The 17,885-nt window shown below is 64.4% G+C and carries 16 protein-coding genes; all 16 read right to left on the reverse strand.

Annotated features, from left to right (window positions below; genetic code table 11):
* Nucleotides 1-8: 8 nt before the first annotated feature.
* The 16 genes from carB to pyrH all read right to left on the reverse strand — a co-directional run bounded on the left by carB (nt 9) and on the right by pyrH (nt 17,885).
* Nucleotides 9-3,236 carry a carbamoyl-phosphate synthase large subunit gene (gene carB / locus ACSFBL_RS15255; protein WP_435516630.1) on the reverse strand — a complete coding sequence of 1,076 codons (3,228 nt, stop codon included), beginning with the start codon at nt 3,234-3,236 and terminating at the stop codon, nt 9-11.
* Complete coding sequence (gene carA, locus ACSFBL_RS15260) at nt 3,229-4,413, reverse strand: glutamine-hydrolyzing carbamoyl-phosphate synthase small subunit (protein WP_435516631.1); 1,185 nt, start codon at nt 4,411-4,413, stop codon at nt 3,229-3,231. Before carA ends, carB begins: the two co-directional genes overlap by 8 nt.
* Before the next feature lie 137 nt (nt 4,414-4,550).
* A complete protein-coding gene (locus tag ACSFBL_RS15265) occupies nt 4,551-5,330 on the reverse strand; it encodes a TrmH family RNA methyltransferase (protein ID WP_435516632.1) in 780 nt (259 codons plus the stop codon).
* On the reverse strand, nt 5,327-6,028 hold the full coding sequence (gene rnhB, locus ACSFBL_RS15270; RefSeq protein WP_435516633.1) for a ribonuclease HII: 702 nt from the start codon (nt 6,026-6,028) through the stop codon (nt 5,327-5,329). Before rnhB ends, ACSFBL_RS15265 begins: the two co-directional genes overlap by 4 nt.
* Nucleotides 6,000-7,148 (reverse strand): lipid-A-disaccharide synthase, encoded by a 1,149-nt coding sequence (gene lpxB, locus ACSFBL_RS15275; RefSeq protein ID WP_435516634.1) that lies wholly within the window; start codon nt 7,146-7,148, stop codon nt 6,000-6,002. Before lpxB ends, rnhB begins: the two co-directional genes overlap by 29 nt.
* Before the next feature lie 8 nt (nt 7,149-7,156).
* Complete coding sequence (gene lpxA, locus ACSFBL_RS15280; RefSeq protein WP_435516635.1) at nt 7,157-7,945, reverse strand: acyl-ACP--UDP-N-acetylglucosamine O-acyltransferase; 789 nt, start codon at nt 7,943-7,945, stop codon at nt 7,157-7,159.
* 12 nt (nt 7,946-7,957) lie between these two features.
* Nucleotides 7,958-8,401, reverse strand: a complete 444-nt coding sequence (fabZ, locus tag ACSFBL_RS15285) for a 3-hydroxyacyl-ACP dehydratase FabZ (protein ID WP_435516636.1) — start codon at nt 8,399-8,401, stop codon at nt 7,958-7,960.
* A complete protein-coding gene (gene lpxD, locus ACSFBL_RS15290; protein WP_435516637.1) occupies nt 8,398-9,384 on the reverse strand; it encodes a UDP-3-O-(3-hydroxymyristoyl)glucosamine N-acyltransferase in 987 nt (328 codons plus the stop codon). Before lpxD ends, fabZ begins: the two co-directional genes overlap by 4 nt.
* 15 nt (nt 9,385-9,399) lie before the next feature.
* On the reverse strand, nt 9,400-9,930 hold the full coding sequence (locus ACSFBL_RS15295) for an OmpH/Skp family outer membrane protein (protein ID WP_435516638.1): 531 nt from the start codon (nt 9,928-9,930) through the stop codon (nt 9,400-9,402).
* Nucleotides 9,930-12,359, reverse strand: coding sequence for an outer membrane protein assembly factor BamA (gene bamA / locus ACSFBL_RS15300; protein WP_435516639.1), 2,430 nt, complete (start codon nt 12,357-12,359; stop codon nt 9,930-9,932). The genes ACSFBL_RS15295 and bamA overlap by 1 nt, the downstream gene beginning before the upstream one ends.
* 38 nt (nt 12,360-12,397) lie before the next feature.
* Entirely contained in the window at nt 12,398-13,768 is a 1,371-nt protein-coding gene (gene rseP / locus ACSFBL_RS15305) for an RIP metalloprotease RseP (protein WP_435516640.1), read from the reverse strand.
* 24 nt (nt 13,769-13,792) lie between these two features.
* Complete coding sequence (gene ispC / locus ACSFBL_RS15310; RefSeq protein ID WP_435516944.1) at nt 13,793-14,980, reverse strand: 1-deoxy-D-xylulose-5-phosphate reductoisomerase; 1,188 nt, start codon at nt 14,978-14,980, stop codon at nt 13,793-13,795.
* Nucleotides 14,977-15,822: a phosphatidate cytidylyltransferase gene (locus ACSFBL_RS15315; protein ID WP_435516641.1), complete on the reverse strand. Its 846-nt coding sequence runs from the start codon at nt 15,820-15,822 to the stop codon at nt 14,977-14,979. Before ACSFBL_RS15315 ends, ispC begins: the two co-directional genes overlap by 4 nt.
* A gap of 4 nt (nt 15,823-15,826) precedes the next feature.
* Nucleotides 15,827-16,561 (reverse strand): polyprenyl diphosphate synthase, encoded by a 735-nt coding sequence (uppS, locus tag ACSFBL_RS15320; RefSeq protein ID WP_435516642.1) that lies wholly within the window; start codon nt 16,559-16,561, stop codon nt 15,827-15,829.
* 1 nt (nt 16,562) lies between these two features.
* Nucleotides 16,563-17,126: a ribosome recycling factor gene (gene frr, locus ACSFBL_RS15325; protein ID WP_435516643.1), complete on the reverse strand. Its 564-nt coding sequence runs from the start codon at nt 17,124-17,126 to the stop codon at nt 16,563-16,565.
* Nucleotides 17,127-17,162: 36 nt separating this feature from the next.
* Complete coding sequence (gene pyrH / locus ACSFBL_RS15330; RefSeq protein WP_435516945.1) at nt 17,163-17,885, reverse strand: UMP kinase; 723 nt, start codon at nt 17,883-17,885, stop codon at nt 17,163-17,165.

Below are 17,885 nucleotides of genomic sequence, written 5' to 3' on the forward strand. Positions count from 1 at the left end.
TCTCGACGTTACCCGAGTGCGAGCTGCGCGTGCATTTCCTGGATGGAGATCACGTCCAGGTCCTTCATGTACCGCATCCCCTCGACCGCCGCCTCGGCGCCGAAGATCGTGGTGAAGGTCGTCACCCGCGCCAGCAGCGCCGAGGTCCGGATCTGGCGCGAATCGGCGATCGCATTGCGACGCTCTTCCACCGTGTTGATGACCAGCGCAATCTCGTTGTTCTTGATCATGTCGACGATGTGCGGACGGCCTTCAGTCACCTTGTTGACCACGGCGCAAGCGATCCCCGCGGCCTGGATCGCCGCTGCAGTGCCCTTGGTCGCGATCAGCTCGAAGCCCAGCGCGGCGAGGCCACGCGCCACTTCCACCGCACGCGGCTTGTCGTTGTTCTTTACCGAGACGAAGACGCGGCCGGACTTCGGCAGGTGCGTGCCCGCGCCCAGTTGCGACTTCACGAAGGCTTCGCCGAAGGTCTTGCCCACGCCCATTACCTCGCCGGTCGACTTCATCTCCGGACCGAGGATGGTGTCGACGCCCGGGAACTTGACGAACGGGAACACGGCTTCCTTGACGCTGAAGTACGGCGGCGTGACTTCCTTTGTGACGCCCTGGGACACCAGGGACTGGCCAGCCATGCAGCGCGCGGCCACCTTCGCGAGCTGGATGCCCGTCGCCTTGCTCACGTAGGGCACCGTGCGCGAGGCGCGCGGATTCACTTCGAGCACGTAGATGACGTCGTGGCCGTCCTTTTCCTGGATCGCAAACTGCACGTTCATGAGCCCGACCACGTTGAGCGCCTTGGCCATCGCGGCGCTCTGGCGCTTGAGTTCGGCGATCGTCTCGGCCTTCAGGCTGTACGGCGGCAGCGAGCATGCCGAGTCGCCGGAATGCACGCCGGCCTGCTCGATGTGCTCCATCACGCCGCCGATGAGTGTGTTGCCTTCGGCGTCGCGCAGGCAATCGACGTCGCACTCGACGGCATCGTTCAGGAAGCGGTCCAGCAGCACCGGCGAATCGTTGCTGACCTTGACGGCCTCGCGCATGTAGCGTTCCAGGTCGCGCTGCTCGTGCACGATTTCCATCGCGCGTCCGCCCAGCACGTAGCTCGGACGAACCACCAGCGGATAACCCAGTTCGGCCGCCTTCTCGAGCGCCTCGGGCTCGGTGCGCGCGGTCGCGTTTGGCGGCTGGCGCAGCTTCAGCTCATGCAGCAGCTTCTGGAAGCGTTCGCGGTCTTCGGCGGCGTCGATCATGTCGGGGCTGGTACCGATGATCGGCACGCCGTTGGCCTCCAGGTCGAGCGCGAGCTTGAGCGGCGTCTGGCCGCCGTACTGCACGATCACGCCGGTCGGCTTTTCCTTGTCGACGATCTCCAGCACGTCTTCGAGCGTCAGCGGCTCGAAATACAGGCGATCGCTGGTGTCGTAGTCGGTCGAGACGGTCTCGGGATTGCAGTTGACCATGATGGTCTCGTAGCCGTCCTCGCGCATCGCGAGCGCGGCATGCACGCAGCAGTAGTCGAACTCGATGCCCTGGCCGATGCGGTTGGGGCCGCCGCCGAGCACCATGATCTTCTTCTTGCTGGTCGGCTCGGCCTCGCACTCGTCCTCGTAGGTCGAGTACATGTAGGCGGTGTTGGTGGCGAACTCGGCCGCGCAAGTGTCGACGCGCTTGTAGACCGGGCGAACGCCCAGTGCGCGGCGCTTCTCGCGGATCGCGGTGTCGGTGGTCTTCAGCTGGCGCGCGAGGCGGCGGTCGGAGAAGCCCTTCTTCTTCAGCGCGAGGAGCGTGTCGCGGTCGATGTCGTCGAGGGACTTGGTTTCGAGTTCGAGCTCGATCTTCACGATCTCCTCGATCTGCACGAGGAACCACGGGTCGATCTTGGTCAGCGCAAAGACTTCGTCCACGCTCAGCCCCATCGCGAAGGCATCGCCGACGTACCAGATGCGGTCCGGGCCCGGCTCGCCGAGTTCCTTTTCGAGGACTTCGCGGTCCTGCGTCTTTTCGTTGAGACCGTCGACGCCCACTTCCAGCCCGCGCAGCGCCTTCTGGAACGATTCCTGGAAGGTGCGGCCCATGGCCATCACCTCGCCGACCGACTTCATCTGCGTCGTCAGGCGCGAATCGGCCTGCGGGAACTTCTCGAAGGCAAAGCGCGGGATCTTGGTGACCACGTAGTCGATGCTGGGCTCGAAGCTCGCGGGCGTGGCACCGCCGGTGATCTCGTTGCGCAGCTCGTCGAGCGTGTAGCCGACGGCCAGCTTGGCCGCGACCTTGGCGATGGGGAAGCCGGTCGCCTTGGACGCCAGCGCGGACGAACGCGAGACCCGCGGATTCATCTCGATGACGACCATGCGGCCGTCCTTCGGATTGATCGAGAACTGGACGTTCGATCCACCGGTGTCGACGCCGATCTCGCGCAGCACGGCCAACGAGGCGTTGCGCAGGATCTGGTATTCCTTGTCCGACAGCGTCTGCGCCGGTGCGACGGTGATCGAATCGCCGGTGTGCACGCCCATCGGGTCGAGGTTCTCGATCGAGCAGACGATGATGCAGTTGTCGGCCTTGTCGCGCACGACTTCCATCTCGTACTCTTTCCAGCCGAGCAAGGACTCTTCGATCAACAGCTCGTTGGTGGGCGAGGCTTCCAGGCCGCGCTTGCAGATGGTCTCGAACTCTTCGGGGTTGTAGGCGATGCCGCCACCGGTGCCGCCGAGCGTGAAGCTCGGGCGAATTACCACCGGGAAGCCGACGGTCTTCTGCACTGCCCAGGCCTCGTCCAGCGAATGGGCGATGCCGGAGCGCGCGGAGCCCAGGCCGATCTTCGTCATCGCGTCCTTGAACTTCAGGCGGTCCTCGGCCTTGTCGATGGCTTCGGGCGTGGCGCCGATCAGCTCGACCTTGTACTTGTCGAGCACGCCATTGCGCCAGAGGTCGAGGGCGCAGTTGAGCGCGGTCTGGCCGCCCATGGTGGGCAGGATCGCATCCGGACGCTCCTTGGCGATGATCTTCTCGACTGTCGGCCAGGTGATCGGCTCGATGTAGATGACGTCCGCCGTGGCTGGGTCCGTCATGATCGTCGCGGGATTGCTGTTGATCAGGATGACCTTGTAGCCCTCCTCGCGCAGCGCCTTGCAGGCTTGCACGCCGGAGTAGTCGAACTCGCAGGCCTGGCCAATGATGATCGGGCCGGCGCCGATGATGAGGATGCTCTTGAGGTCTGTGCGCTTAGGCATTCTTCTGTCCTTCCTTGTGACTTTGCATGAGTGCCGTGAAGCGGTCGAACAGGTAGCCGATGTCGTGCGGGCCGGGCGATGCTTCCGGGTGGCCCTGGAAGCAGAAGGCCGGCTTGTCGGTGCGCGCCAGGCCCTGCAGCGTGTTGTCGAACAGGCTGATGTGCGTAGGCCGCAGGTTGGCGGGCAAGGTCTTTTCGTCCACAGCAAAGCCGTGGTTCTGGCTGGTGATGCTCACGCGGCCGTTGTCGAGGTCCTTCACGGGATGGTTCGCACCGTGGTGGCCGAACTTCATCTTGAAGGTTTTCGCGCCCGAAGCGAGCGCCATGATCTGGTGCCCCAGGCAGATGCCGAAGACCGGAATGCCGGTCTCGATCAACTGGCGCGTGGACTCGATCGCATAGTCGCAAGGCTCCGGGTCGCCCGGGCCGTTGGCGAGGAAGATGCCGTCCGGTCGCAGCTTGAGCACGTCCGCCGCAGGCGTCTGGGCCGGCACGACCGTGATGCGCGCGCCGCGCTGGGCGATCATGCGCAGGATGTTCTTCTTGACGCCGTAGTCGAAGGCCACGACGTGGAACTTGGGCGTGATCTGGACGCCGTAGCCGGATCCGAGCTTCCACTCGGTCTGCGTCCATTCGTAGGTTTCCTTGACCGAGACGACCTTGGCCAGGTCGAGGCCGGCCATGCTGGGCGCAGCCTTGGCGGCGGCGACGGCCTTGTCGATCAGCGCCTGGGTGACGGCTTCACCTTCCGCCAGCCCGAAGATGCAACCGTTCTGGGCACCATGCGTGCGCAGATGGCGCGTGAGCTTGCGGGTGTCGATGTTGGCGATGGCGACCGTGTTGCCACGCACGAGATACTCGTTGAGCGTGGCGGTCTTGCGGAAGTTGGACGCGACCAGGGGCAGGTCCTTGATGATCAGGCCCGCGGCATGGATCTTGTCGGCCTCGATGTCTTCCTCGTTGACGCCGTAGTTGCCGATGTGCGGATACGTAAGCGTCACGATCTGCTGGCAATAGCTCGGGTCGGTCAGGATTTCCTGGTAACCGGTCATGGCGGTGTTGAACACCACTTCGCCAGTCGTGACGCCGGTGGCGCCGATCGAGTTGCCGAGAAAGACCGTGCCGTCTGCAAGCGCCAGGATGGCGGGCGGGAATTTTCCCTTGAGAGACAAAAGCACTGGGATCTCCGGATGGATGACGCCCAAAGCGAACCCAAGATCTGACTTTGGGTTGCGACTTTCGTCGAGGAGTTGGCTTGCGTGCGCTGAGGGCGGGGGTGAGAGCGGGAAAGCCCTTGATTATAGCCGGCAGTAGTTCACGAACTCGCCGCTGCGGCGCTTGCATGCAAGCAAATCGCCGCTGCCGCTGCCACGTTGAGCGACTCCTCGCCGCCCGGCTGGGCGATGCGAACATGCCGGGCCGCGCGCCCTTCCAGTTCGGCGGAAACGCCCTGCCCTTCGTGTCCCATCAGCCAGGCACAGGGGGAAGGCAGGCTGGCGCGATGGAGCCAGTCGCCGCGGTGCGAACTGGTGGCGATCATGGGCACGGTCAGCGCATCGAGGGCATCCAGATCGACGCCTTCGATCAGCCGAAGCCCGAAATGAGCGCCCATACCGGCCCGCAGCACCTTGGGCGCCCAGAGCGCGGCCGTGCCCTTGAGTGCGACGACTTGAGTGAAGCCGAATGCCGCGGCACTGCGCAGAATCGAACCGACATTGCCCGCATCCTGGAGACGGTCGAGCACCACGGTCGGCGCGGCCGCCTCGATGGCAGGACGCGCCGGCAGGTCCAGCACGAAACCCATCGGGGCCGGCGACTCCAGTCCACTGACACCGGCCAGCAAATCGTCCGACAGCACCACCGTCTTGGCGGCCGCGTTCGCCCATTCGTGCCGGGCCGAAGGCCAGAGCGACTCGGCAAACACGGCGACGGCCGGGCGCACGCCACGTTCGCGCGCGGCGCGGCAAAGGTGGTCGCCTTCGAGCCAGATACGGCCCGCCTTGCGGTAGCCGCCCGGGTCGTGGGCCAGCTTGCGCAGTTCCTTCAGGAGCGGGTTGTCTCGCGAGGTGACGTGCGTGACGTCGCCGGAAGTCACGGCGAAATCCGCATCTCGACGGAGGTCGTCTGAATGATCATCGCCTCCGACACCATGGCTGGCTCCGCGTGGCGCGTTGCCCGCGAGAGCGCGGCCGCAACCGGGCTGAAGGTCTTGCGATGGTGCACGCAAGCGCCATGGCGCAGGAGCGCTTCCAGGTGTTCGGGCGTCCCGTAGCCCTTGTGACCGGCAAAGCCGTAATGCGGAAACTCTTCGTGCAACTGCTCACAGAGCCTGTCCCGATGCACTTTCGCCAGGATCGAGGCTGCGGAGATCGCCTTGACGCGGGCGTCGCCCTTCACGATCGCCTCCGCCAGCACATCGAGCGTCGGCAGGCGATTGCCGTCCACCAGCACCTTGACCGGCTTCAGTCGCAGCCCTTCGACCGCCCGCCGCATGGCGATCATGGTGGCCTGGAGGATGTTGTGCGTGTCGATTTCCTCGACGCTCGCCTGCGCGACGGAGCAGCACAGGGCCTTGGCCAGGATCTGGTCGTTGAGGCGCTCGCGCTGCAGTGCAGTCAGGGTCTTCGAATCAGCAAGGCCTCGGATGGGCCGCTGGTCATCGAGGATGACCGCCGCAGCGACGACCGGCCCGGCCAGCGGACCCCGGCCGGCCTCGTCGACGCCGGCGATCAGGCCTGGGGCATCCCATACCAGGGTGGCCTGTTCAGCCTTCAAGAACTTTCTGGATCGCATCGGCGCACAGTGTCGGCGTATCGCGCAGCAATTCGGCATGCAGCGCGCAAAAACGTTGTTGCAAGGCGTGAACCTTGTCGGGTGCCGCGAGCCACGCCAGGGTGGCGTCGGCCAGCGCCTGCGGCGTCGCGGCCTCCTGAAGCACCTCGGGCACCACGAATTCACCGGTGAGGATATTGGGCAGGCCGACCCACGGCTGGAGTTGCTTGTGGCGCATCACCAGGTTCCAGGTCAGGGAATTCATGTGGTACGAAATGACCATCGGCCGCTTGAAGAGCGCCGCTTCCAGCGTGGCGGTGCCACTGGCGATCAGGGTGACATCGCACGCAGCCAGTGCGTCGTGCGAGCGACCGTCGAGCAGCGTCACCCTTCCGGCCATCCCGGCTGCCTGCAGCGCTTGCTCCACGTCCGCCCGCAGGTTCGGCAGAACCGGTGAAATGAATTGCAGCCCCGGTTGCGCCTTCTGCATGAGTGCAGCCGCCTCGAAGAACCTCGGAGCGATGTGCCGGACCTCCGAGCGCCTGCTGCCGGGCAGCAAGGCCACGACCGTGGCGTCGCCGTCCAGACCCAGGGCCGCGCGTGCGGCCGCCCGGTCAGGTTCCATTGGGATCACCTTGGCGAGCGGATGCCCGACGTAGGTGGCGGCGATGCCGTGCTTGGCCAGCAATTCGGGCTCGAACGGGAAGATGCAGAGCACATGATCTGCCGCCGCACGCAGTTTTTCGACACGCTCCGGGCGCCACGCCCAGATCGATGGGCAGACGAAGTGGGCCGTCTTCATGCCGCGGCTTCGCAGGCCCGCTTCGAGGTCGAGGTTGAAATCCGGCGCGTCGACGCCGATGAAGATGTCGGGCGACTCGCGAAGAAGCCGCGCCTTGAGTTGGCGCCGGATGCCCGCGATTTCCGCATAGTGGCGCAGCACCTCGACGTAGCCCCGCACGGCGAGCTTTTCCTGGGGCCACCAGCTTTCGAAGCCGCGCGAGAGCATCTGCGGCCCTCCGATGCCGACGGCCTTCATCGAAGGCCACCGCGCGTGCAATCCATCAAGCATCAAGCCCGCAAGCAGGTCACCCGAGGCCTCACCGGCGACCAGCGAAAACTGCCGCTGCGCTTCAGACATGGGACGGCTCAGCGCGCGATGCCGCGCGTGGCGCCAGCGAGGAATTCACTCATCAACGCCACGTCGGGCGCGGATTCCGGCACCTCGGTTGCGAGCGCCTCGATCGCGATGCGCGCCTCTTCGAGCGTCTTGCCCTGGCGATACAGGAGCTTGTGCATTTGCTTCACCGTCGCGATGCGCGCCGGCGAGTAGTCGCGACGACGCAAACCGACCACGTTGAATCCACGCACGGCGAGCGGATTGCCGTCGACCAGCATGAAAGGCGGCACGTCCTGCGTGACCGCACTGGCGAAACCGAGCATGGCATGGGCGCCAACAGACACGAACTGGTGGATGCCGGTCAGGCCGCCCACCGTCACCCAGTCGGCCAGATGCACGTGACCGGCCAGCGTGGTGTTGTTGGCCAGCGTGGTGTGGTCATCGACGCGGCAGTCGTGCGCGATGTGCGTGTAGGCCATGATCCAGTTGTCATTGCCCACGCGCGTGACGCCGCCAGCGCCCGGCACGCCGAGGTTGAAAGTGCAGAACTCGCGGATCGTGTTGCGGTCGCCGATCACCAGTTCGGTCGGCTCGCCGGCGTATTTCTTGTCCTGCGGTACGGCGCCCAGCGACGCGAACTGGAAGATCCGGTTGTCACGGCCGATCGTGGTCCTGCCCTCGATCACGCAGTGCGCACCGATCGTGGTGCCGGCGCCGACACGCACGTGGGGGCCGATCACGGCGTAGGGACCGACGCTCACCGTCAAGTCGAGCTGTGCCAGGGGGTCGACGATGGCCGTCGGATGAATCAGGGTCATGCCAGCGGAGGTTCAGTTGATCTGGCGCATGGCGCACATCAACGTGGCTTCGCAGGCCAGTTCGGTACCGACCAGCGCGCGCCCCTTGAACTTGGAAATACCCGCCTTCATGCGCTCGATTTCGACCTCGAGCGTCAGTTGGTCGCCGGGTTCCACCGGGCGCTTGAACCGCGCGCCATCAATGGCTGCGAAGTAGTAGACCGTGTTGTCGTCCGGGACGATGTCGAGCGAATGGAAGGACAGCAGTGCGGCAGCCTGTGCCATCGCCTCGAGCATCAATACGCCCGGCATGACCGGACGATGCGGGAAGTGTCCATTGAAGAACGGCTCGTTCATGGTCACGTTCTTGAGCGCGGTGATGCGCTTGCCCTTTTCCATCTCGAGCACTCGGTCCACCAGAAGGAACGGGTAACGGTGGGGCAGCAGCTTGAGGATTTGATGGATATCGAGCGTCATGATTTCTTGTCCTGCATCGTCATTTTTTCCAGCGCCTTCAGGCGCTCGCGAAGACCGTGCAGTTGCTTGAGCGTGGCTGCATTCTTTTCCCAGGCGGCATTGTCGTCGATGGGAAACACACCGGTGTACTGACCCGGCTTATGGATGGAGCGCGTCACCAGGGACATGGACGAGATGTGGACGTGGTCCGCGATCGTCAGGTGGCCCAGGACGCCGGCGCGTCCGCCGAAGGTGCAATGCGCGCCGATCGTGGCGCTTCCTGCCACCGCCGCGCAGCCCGCCATCGCGGTGTGCTTCCCGATCCGAACGTTGTGGCCGATCTGGATCAGGTTGTCGAGCTTGACGCCGTCCTCGATCACGGTGTCTTCGAGGGCGCCGCGATCGATACAGGTGTTGGCGCCGATCTCGACGTCGTCACCGATGCGCACGGCGCCGAGTTGCTCGATCTTGACCCATGCGCCTTCATGGGGTGCGAGGCCGAACCCGTCGGCGCCGATCACCACGCCCGGATGCAACAGGCATCGCGCGCCGATGACGCAGTCTTCGCTGACCGTGACGCTGGATTTCAGGACGGTATCGGCGCCGATCCGCGCGCCCCGCTCGATGACGCAGAGGGCCCCGATGCGGGCGGTGGGGTCGATGGAGGCGTCGGGATCGATCACCGCGCTTGGGTGGATCCGTGCGGTCTCGGGTCTTGCATGTGCCTTCTTCCAGAGCTGGGTCAGGCGGGCAAAGTACAAGTAGGGGTCGGGCGCGACGATGAACGCGCCGCGTTCGGCCGCAGCCTCCCGCATGGCGGGCGAGACGATGACGCACCCGGCTCGCGAGTCAGCGAGCTCCTTGCGGTATTTCGGATTGCTCAGGAAGCCGATGGCGTCGGGCTGCGCCGTCGAAAGCGGCGCAAGGCGCTCGATCGACAGCGCGGCATCGCCCTGAAGCTCGCCCCCAAGGGCTTCGATGATTGCGCCTAGCCGCAGTGCCACGCCGGATTTGCGGCGCTACTTGCCGCCGTTAGCAGTCGACGCGTTCAGCGCCTTGATCACCTTCTCGGTGATGTCGTGCTTGGGGTTGATGTAGATCGCCTCCTGCAGGATGGCGTCGTACTTTTCTGCCTCGGCCACTTGCTTGACCACGCGGTTGGCACGCTCGTAGACCTGCTGGAGTTCTTCGTTCTTGCGCGCGTTCAGGTCTTCCTGGAACTCCCGGCGGCGGCGCTGGAAATCACGGTCCTGGTCGACAAGAGCACGCTGGCGCGCGATCCGCTGGGTTTCGGTCAGCGTCGACGCCTCGCGCTCGAACTTCTCGGAAGCCGCCTTCAAGGCCTCGCCCTGGGCGGTCAGATCCTTCTCGCGCTTGAGGAATTCGGCCTCCAGCTTGGCTTGCGCGGCCTTTGCGGGCAGGGCCTCGCGCAACACCCGGTCCGGGTTGACGAAGCCGATGCGGAAGGTCTCTTGCGCATGGGCCGGCGCGCCCGCGGCCATGAACGCGGGAATCAATAGCGCACCGGCGATGCGGAGCAATGGGGTCATTAGAAAGAGGTTCCGATCTGGAATTGCACGCGCTGAATTCTATCCTTCGGGATATAGGTCTCCGGAAAGAGGGCACTTCCCTCGCCTTTCTCGTACACGACCGGGAACGCATAGGCAATGCGAAGCGGGCCCAGCGGCGAAATCCAGCTGATACCGATGCCGACGGAAGCGCGGATCTTGGTGATCGAATCCCATTGCGCGTTGTTGAAATACGGATACAGGCTGCGGTCGCCCCAGACGTTACCGGCATCGAGGAATCCGTACATGCGGAGCGTGCGGTCGTTGCCTGCGCCCGGGAAGGGCGTGCTGAGTTCGGCGTTGATGATCGCCTTCTTGGTGCCACCGATGGCGGCGCCCTCGGTCTGGCCAGCCAGCGGAAGATCTCGCGGACCGAGCGAGTTCTGCTCGAAGCCCCGAACAGTGCCCAGGCCGCCCGCATAGAAGTTCTTGAAGATCGGGTAAGGCTTGTCGCCGAAAGCCTTGGCATAGCCCACTTCGCCGTTGATCGCGAAGGTGTACTGCTTGTTGATGGGATAGAACTGCTGGTACTGGTAGCTGCCCTTGTAGTACTGCATGTCCCCGCCGACCCCGACTTCCAGGTTGGCGCGTTGCAAGCGTCCCTTTGTCGGAACCAGCGCGCTATCGCGATCGTCGCGCGCCCAACCGATGGTGAGTGGGACGCCCGTGACCGTATCGTTCGTACAGGCAAGAATAAGGATGCCGTCAGGTCCGGTCACGCATCCGAAGTAATTCCGGTAAGACTGCGGCGTCGCCGACGCCGCGGTGCTACCGGGGTTGAAACTGTAGCGTTCGAGTCCAGCGCCGAAGAAGACGGTGTCGACTTCGCTGAACGGCACGCCGAATCGAATGATCCCGCCGTCGTTCGTCAACCTGTAGTCGCCGTCGACGGTGTAGTACGGCCGGGTGGTCGTGCTGTACAGGCTGAAACTGCGCGAGATGCCCTCTTTGGTGAAGTAGGGATCCGTGGTGGTCAACGACAGCGTGCGGTTGTACTTGCTGGTGTTCACCTGAACACCCAGGTAGTTGCCGGAGCCGAACACGTTTTCCTGCGAGATGCCGAACGTGAGGCTCACCTTCTCGGCGCTGGAGAAGCCGGCGCCCAGTTGCAGCGACCCGGTCGGCTTTTCCGTCACGGCGATCGCCAGGTCGACCTGGTCGGGCGTACCAGGCACCTCTTGCGTGTCGACGCTCACATCAGTGAAGAAACCCAGCCGGTCGACCCGATCGCGAGAAAGCTTGATCTTGTCGCCGTCGTACCAGGAAGCCTCGTACTGACGGAACTCGCGCCGGATCACTTCGTCGCGCGTGCGGTTGTTCCCGCCGACGGAGATGCGCCGCACGTAGACGCGTCGGCCCGGATCCGCATTGATGGTCAGCGCAACGCGGTTGTTGGTGCGGTCGATTTCCGGCTCGGCCTGCACGCGCGCGAAGGCGAAGCCGAAGGAGCCGAAGTAGTCGGTAAAGGCCTTGATCGTCTCCGTGACCTGCTCACCGTTGTAGGGCTCACCGGGCCTGATCGTCACGAGCGACTTGAATTCGTCCTCGCGCCCGAGGAAGTTGCCGTTGAGCTTGACGCCCGACACGACGAACTTCTCGCCTTCCGTGATGTTCACGGTCACTGCCAGGTCTTGCCGGTCCGGAGAGATGGCGACCTGGGTCGAGTCGATGTGAAACTCGAGGTAGCCGCGCGTCAGATAGTACGAACGCAGGGTCTCCAGGTCGGCATTGAGCTTGCTGCGCGAGTACTGGTTGGACTTGGTGTACCAGGAGAGCCAGCCGCCGCTGTCCTGATCGAAGAGGCTCAGCAGCGTGGACTCGCTGAAGTCCTTGTTGCCGGCGATATGAACCTCGCGAATGCGGGCGGGTTCGCCTTCGGTCACGGTGAACGTCAGGTTGACGCGATTGCGCTCGATGGGCGTCACCGTCGTCACGACTTGCGCGTTGTACAAGCTGCGGCTGACGTACTGCCGCTTGAGTTCCTGCTCCGCGCGGTCGGCCAGGGCTTTGTCGTATGGACGGCCATCGGAGAGGCCGACTTCGCGCAGGGCCTTCTGCAAGGCCGCCTTTTCGAATTCCTTGGTGCCGACGAAATCGACGTCGGCGATGGTCGGCCGCTCCTCGACGATCACCACCAGCACATTGCCGTTGACGTCGATGCGAACGTCCTTGAAGAGTCCCAGATCGAACAGTGCCCGGATCGCCGCCGATCCGCGCTCGTCGCTATAGGTGTCGCCAACACGGAAAGGCAGCGACGCGAAGATCGTTCCTGGCTCCACGCGTTGAAGTCCTTCGACCCGGATGTCACGCACCGTGAAGGGCTCGACGGCCCAGGCTGCGGTGGCGGCAAGCGCACTCACCACTACCGCGGCGACGCTACGCAGGCGAAAGCGACTGATTGTTATGTTCATCTGTGAATTGAGCCAGCGCAGAAGGGGCCGGCAGAAAGTTAACCAAAGAGCCGCGTGACGTCGTTGAAGAGTGCGATCGACATCATGACCAGCAACAACGCGACACCGCCGCGCTGAAGCCTTTCCATCCAAGCATCGGAGACGCTCTTGCCGGTCAGGCCCTCCCAAAGATAATACATCAGGTGTCCTCCATCGAGGACCGGGAGCGGCATGAGGTTCAGTACCCCGAGGCTCACGCTGATGAGAGCCAGGAACACCAGGTATTGCGTGATTCCCATGCTGGCGGACTTGCCTGCATAGTCGGCAATCGTCAGGGGGCCGCTCAGGTTCTTGAGCGAGGCTTCACCGATCAGCATCTTGCCCATCATGCGAACGGTGAGCGCCGACACTTCCCAGGTCCGGACCACCCCGCGCCAGACACCCTCCACCGGTCCTTGCCGGACGAGGACCATCTCCGGCGGCGCGCCCACGTAGGCGCCAATGCGGCCCACCTTGACGCCACCCTCGTCGCGAACGTCCGGCGCAACGTCGACGCCGATCATCCGGCCACCCCGCTCGACCTGCCAGGGCTGCACGCGCGGCTGCGCGCCATCGACCGAGGCGCGGATGACTTCGCGCAGTTGCTGGCCGTCGACGATGGGCGTGCCGCCGACCGCGCGCACGAGGTCGCCGGCTCGAAGCCCGGAACGCTCCGCCGCACCCTGGGCTATCACCTCACCGATCTCGGGTCGCGTCAGCGGCGTGATGAGGCCAATCTTGCGGAACATCTGCGCATCGGCATCCTTGGCCTCGATCTGGCTCAGCGGCAGCACGATCGCCCGTGCGGGCCGACCACCCTCGCCCGCGACCTCCAGCGTGAGGTCGCGTCCGTCCAGGGCGCCGCGCGTCATGCGCCAGCGAAGGTCTTCGAAAGACTCCACCGGCTCGAGTTCGCCACCGAAACCCGCGCGGGTGATGTGTTCGCCGCCGTGCAGGCCCGCACGCTCCGCAAGCGAAGCCGCCACCGGTCGTGCGAGTTTCGCGACGGGCTCCTGGACACCAATCCAGTTGACGACGGTGTACAGCAGCACGGCGAGCAGCAGGTTCGCGATCGGGCCTGCCGCAACAATGGCCGCGCGTGAACGCAGCGACTGAGTATTAAACGCGCGGTGGCGCTCTTCAGGTGCGACGGGCCCCTCGCGCTCGTCGAGCATCTTCACGTAGCCACCAAGCGGGAACGCGCCGATAACGAACTCCGTGCTCTGCCCCGGATGCTGGCGCTTCGGTTGCCACCGATAGAGCGTCTTGCCGAATCCGACCGAGAAGCGCAGGACCTTAACCCCGCACGCCACGGCGACCCGATAGTGGCCGTATTCATGCACAGCAATCAGCAGGCCGAGCGCAGCGATGAAGGCAACGACTGTAAGCATCGGGATTCCCGGAGGTTGGGCGTGTCAGGCTGCGAAGCGAAGCGCCGCCGCATTGGCGGCTGCACGGGCGCTCGCGTCCAGGGCAAGAAGGTCCGCTAGCGATGCGGGATTGGAGGGATGCACTCTCTCCAAAGTTTCCATGTTGACCGCATGGATGCGGTCGAATCGCAGGCGACGATCGAGGAAGGCGCCCACGGCGACTTCGTTGGCGGCGTTCAAGACCGCCGTGGTCCCCGGCGCCGCGCGCAATGTATGCCAGGCCAAACCAAGTCCCGGAAAGAGTGCCGCATCCGGCGCATCGAAAGTCAAGGCGGCCATCTGGCGGAAGTCGAGCCGGCCGGCTCCGCTATCGATTCGCTCGGGCCATGCAAGCCCGACCGCGATGGGGACCCTCATGTCAGGCGTGCCGAGCTGCGCGATCACCGAAGCGTCGGTGAACTGCACCATCGAATGCACGACGCTTTGCGGGTGGATCACGACCTCGATCTGCTCCGGCTGGACGCCGAAAAGATGCCGGGCCTCGATCACTTCGAGCGCCTTGTTCATCATCGTCGCGGAATCGACCGAGATCTTGCGGCCCATGACCCAGTTGGGGTGGGCACAGGCCTGCTCGGGCGTCACCGTCGACAGGGTCTCTGGCGCGCGGGTGCGAAACGGTCCGCCGGAAGCGGTCAGGATAATCTTGTCGATGCGCCGCGGCCAGGTCGCAGGGTCCTCCGGCAAGGACTGGAAAATCGCCGAGTGTTCGCTATCGATGGGGAGGAGCGTCGCTCCGCCTTCGCGCACAGTGCGCATGAACAGTTCGCCGCCAACGACAAGCGCTTCCTTGTTCGCGAGGAGCAGCCGCTTGCCCGCGCGGGCTGCGGCAAGGCAAGGACCGAGTCCGGCCGCGCCGACGATGGCGGCCATCACCGCGTCGGTTTCCTCGTGCGATGCGATGCTTTCGATGGCACCTTCACCGCTCAGAACGCGGGTCGAAAGACCGCTCTGCTTCAGCTTCTCAGCCAGCAGGCCGGCGTGTGGAACGCTGGCCATGACTGCGAATTTCGGCGAGAAGCGAGCGCACTGGGCCAGCATGTCGTCGACCTTCGTCGCTGCCGACAAGGCAAAGACCTCGAAGCGATCGGGATGTCGTGCAATCACGTCCAGCGTGCTCATGCCGACGGACCCCGTCGAGCCGAGCACCGTGATGCGTTGTTTGGTTGCGTTCACAGGAAAGCCAACATCATTGCAATGGGCAGCGTGGGAAGGAGTGCGTCGATCCGGTCGAGCACGCCACCATGACCGGGCAGCAGGCCGCTGCTGTCCTTGGCGCCCGCGCTGCGTTTGATGAGGGACTCGACCAGATCGCCCACCACGCTCATGGCTGCCAGGAACACCACACCGATCAGCAACAGCCACCACCCCCGCTCAACCAGACGCGTGTAGAGACTGGCGACAGAAGCTTTCGCCGCGGAATCGGACCAGACCCAGGCGATCGACAGGACGACCACGCCTGCCATCCCGCCCCAAACGCCTTCCCAACTCTTGCCGGGACTGATGGTTGGCGCAAGTTTGCTACGAGTGAATTTGAGACCGAGTGCCCGGCCGCTGAAATACGCGAACACGTCGGCAACCCACACGAGCACAAGGATCGACAGAAGGAAGTTGATGCCCACCATGCGCGCCTGCACCGCCGCCAGCCAGGCCACCCACAGCGCCAGCAAGCCGCCGACCAGCCGCAGGCCCTTGGGAACGCGCGGCCAGCCTGGCACGGCGACGCGGAGCAGCGCGGCGCCCCCAAGAACCCACGCGGCGCTCGCTACGATCCAGACCGCCAGGAGCGGCACCTGGAGCAGGCCCAGCCACCACGACAGCCCACAAAGGAGCACCATCTCGGCGCCGAGAAAGAGCGAGAGGCGCGGACCGTAGTCATTGAGCCGGCCCCATTCCCAGGCGGCGGCGCCAATCAGCGCCAACATGACCCAGGCAAAGGGGACGTACGAAGGATAGAAGAGCGCGGGCAGCAGGATCGCCAGAAGGACGATCGCAGTGATGATGCGTTGTTTGAGCATGCGCTCAGGCGACTTGCTGATCGGGCTGCGCGTTCGCGCCGACCTGCGCGGAAGTCTGGCCGTACCGGCGTTCGCGAAGTTGGAATGCGGCAATCGCCTCGTCCAGCGCGGTCTCGTCGAACTCGGGCCACAGCCGATCGCTGAAAAACAACTCGGCGTAGGCGCTCTGCCAGAGAAGGAAATTCGAAAGGCGCTGCTCGCCGCCGGTGCGGATGAACAAGTCGGGATCGGGAACGTGCGACAGGGCCATAGCGGCGTCGAGGTTGGCTTCGGTCAGTGGCTCACCTCGCGCGACGAGCTCGGCTGCGGCTCTGGCGATATCCCACCGCCCGCCATAGTTGAAGCACACGTTCAGCACAAGCCGCTTGTTGTGTGCCGTCGCAGCTTCCGCCTGGAGAAGCCCTGCCGTGATCTTTTCGGACAGCCCGCCGCGCTCGCCGACGAAGTGCAACCGCACGCCGTCCTGACTCAGCTTGGGCACTTCCCGTCCCAGCGCTCCGACCATCAGGTCCATCAGCCCGGACACCTCCTCGACGGGGCGATTCCAGTTCTCCGAAGAGAAGGCGAAGACCGTCAGGACGCCGACCCCACGGGCCACGCAGGCCTTGACGCATCGCCTCAGGGACTCGACGCCCTGCTTATGCCCCGCGACGCGAGGCAGGAATCGGCGCGTAGCCCAGCGCCCATTGCCATCCATGACGATCGCAATGTGGTGAGGGACGGCACGCGCGGATTTCACGTCAGACCGCCAGTATCTCGGCTTCCTTGGCCGCCACGAGCCGGTCGATCTCGGCGATGTGGCGATCGGTCACCTTCTGGATCTCGCCCTCGGCCCGCTTCTGGTCGTCCTCCGAGGCAAGCTTGTCCTTGACCAGCTTCTTGATGGCGTCATTGGCGTCGCGACGCAGATTGCGGGTTGCGATCTTCGCGCTCTCGCCTTCGTTGCGAACCAGCTTCGTCATTTCCTTACGGCGCTCCTCGCTCATGGGCGGCAGGGGCACGCGGATCAGGTCACCCATCGAAGCAGGGTTCAAACCGAGGTCGCTCTCGCGAATTGCCTTCTCGATCTTGGCGCCCATGCCCTTTTCCCAGGGCTGGACGCTGATGGTGCGCGAGTCGAGCAGCGACACATTGGCGACCTGGGACAGGGGCACTGCGGAGCCGTAGTAGTCGACGTGAATCGAATCAAGCAGCGCCGTATTCGCGCGACCTGTGCGGATCTTGGTGAGGTTGTTCTGGAACGCAGCGAGCGACTGGTTCATCTTCGCGTCGGTTGCGTTGCGGATGTCTGCAATGGTGGTCATCTTTACGATTCCTTGGATCCCCGGACGATGATCTGTTCAGGCATGAACCAGTGTGCCTTCGTCCTCGCCCATCACGACGCGCTTGAGTGCGCCATTCTTGAAGATCGAGAACACCTTGATCGGCAGGTTCTGGTCGCGGCACAGCGCGAAGGCTGTGGCGTCCATGATGCCGAGATTCTGCGCAATGGCTTCATCGAAGCTCAACCTGGCGTAACGGGTCGCGCTCAGATCCTTCTTGGGATCCGCAGTGTAGACACCGTCGACCTTTGTCGCCTTGAGCACCAGTTCGGCGCCAATCTCTGCACCGCGCAGGGCGGCGGCGGTGTCGGTGGTGAAGAACGGATTTCCGGTGCCGGCAGCGAAAATCACGACCTTGCCTTCTTCCAGGTACTGCAGAGCCTTGGGTCGCACGTAGGGTTCAACCACCTGCTCGATGGCGATGGCCGACATCACGCGAGCGATCAGTCCCTGCTTGTTCATGGCGTCGGCCAAGGCGAGCGCATTCATGACGGTCGCCAGCATGCCCATGTAGTCGGCCGTGGCGCGATCCATGCCGACGGAGCCTCCCGCGACGCCGCGAAAGATGTTGCCGCCGCCGATCACGACGGCCACCTCGACGCCCATGTTCACGACCTCGGCCACCTCGCCGACCATGCGGACGATGGTCGCGCGATTGATGCCGAACGCATCGTCGCCCATCAATGCCTCGCCCGACAGCTTCAACAAGATTCGCTTGTGGGCTGGGCGGGCTTCAGGCAT

The sequence above is a fragment of the Variovorax glacialis genome (assembly GCF_051216375.1).
Taxonomy (GTDB): domain Bacteria; phylum Pseudomonadota; class Gammaproteobacteria; order Burkholderiales; family Burkholderiaceae_C; genus Variovorax.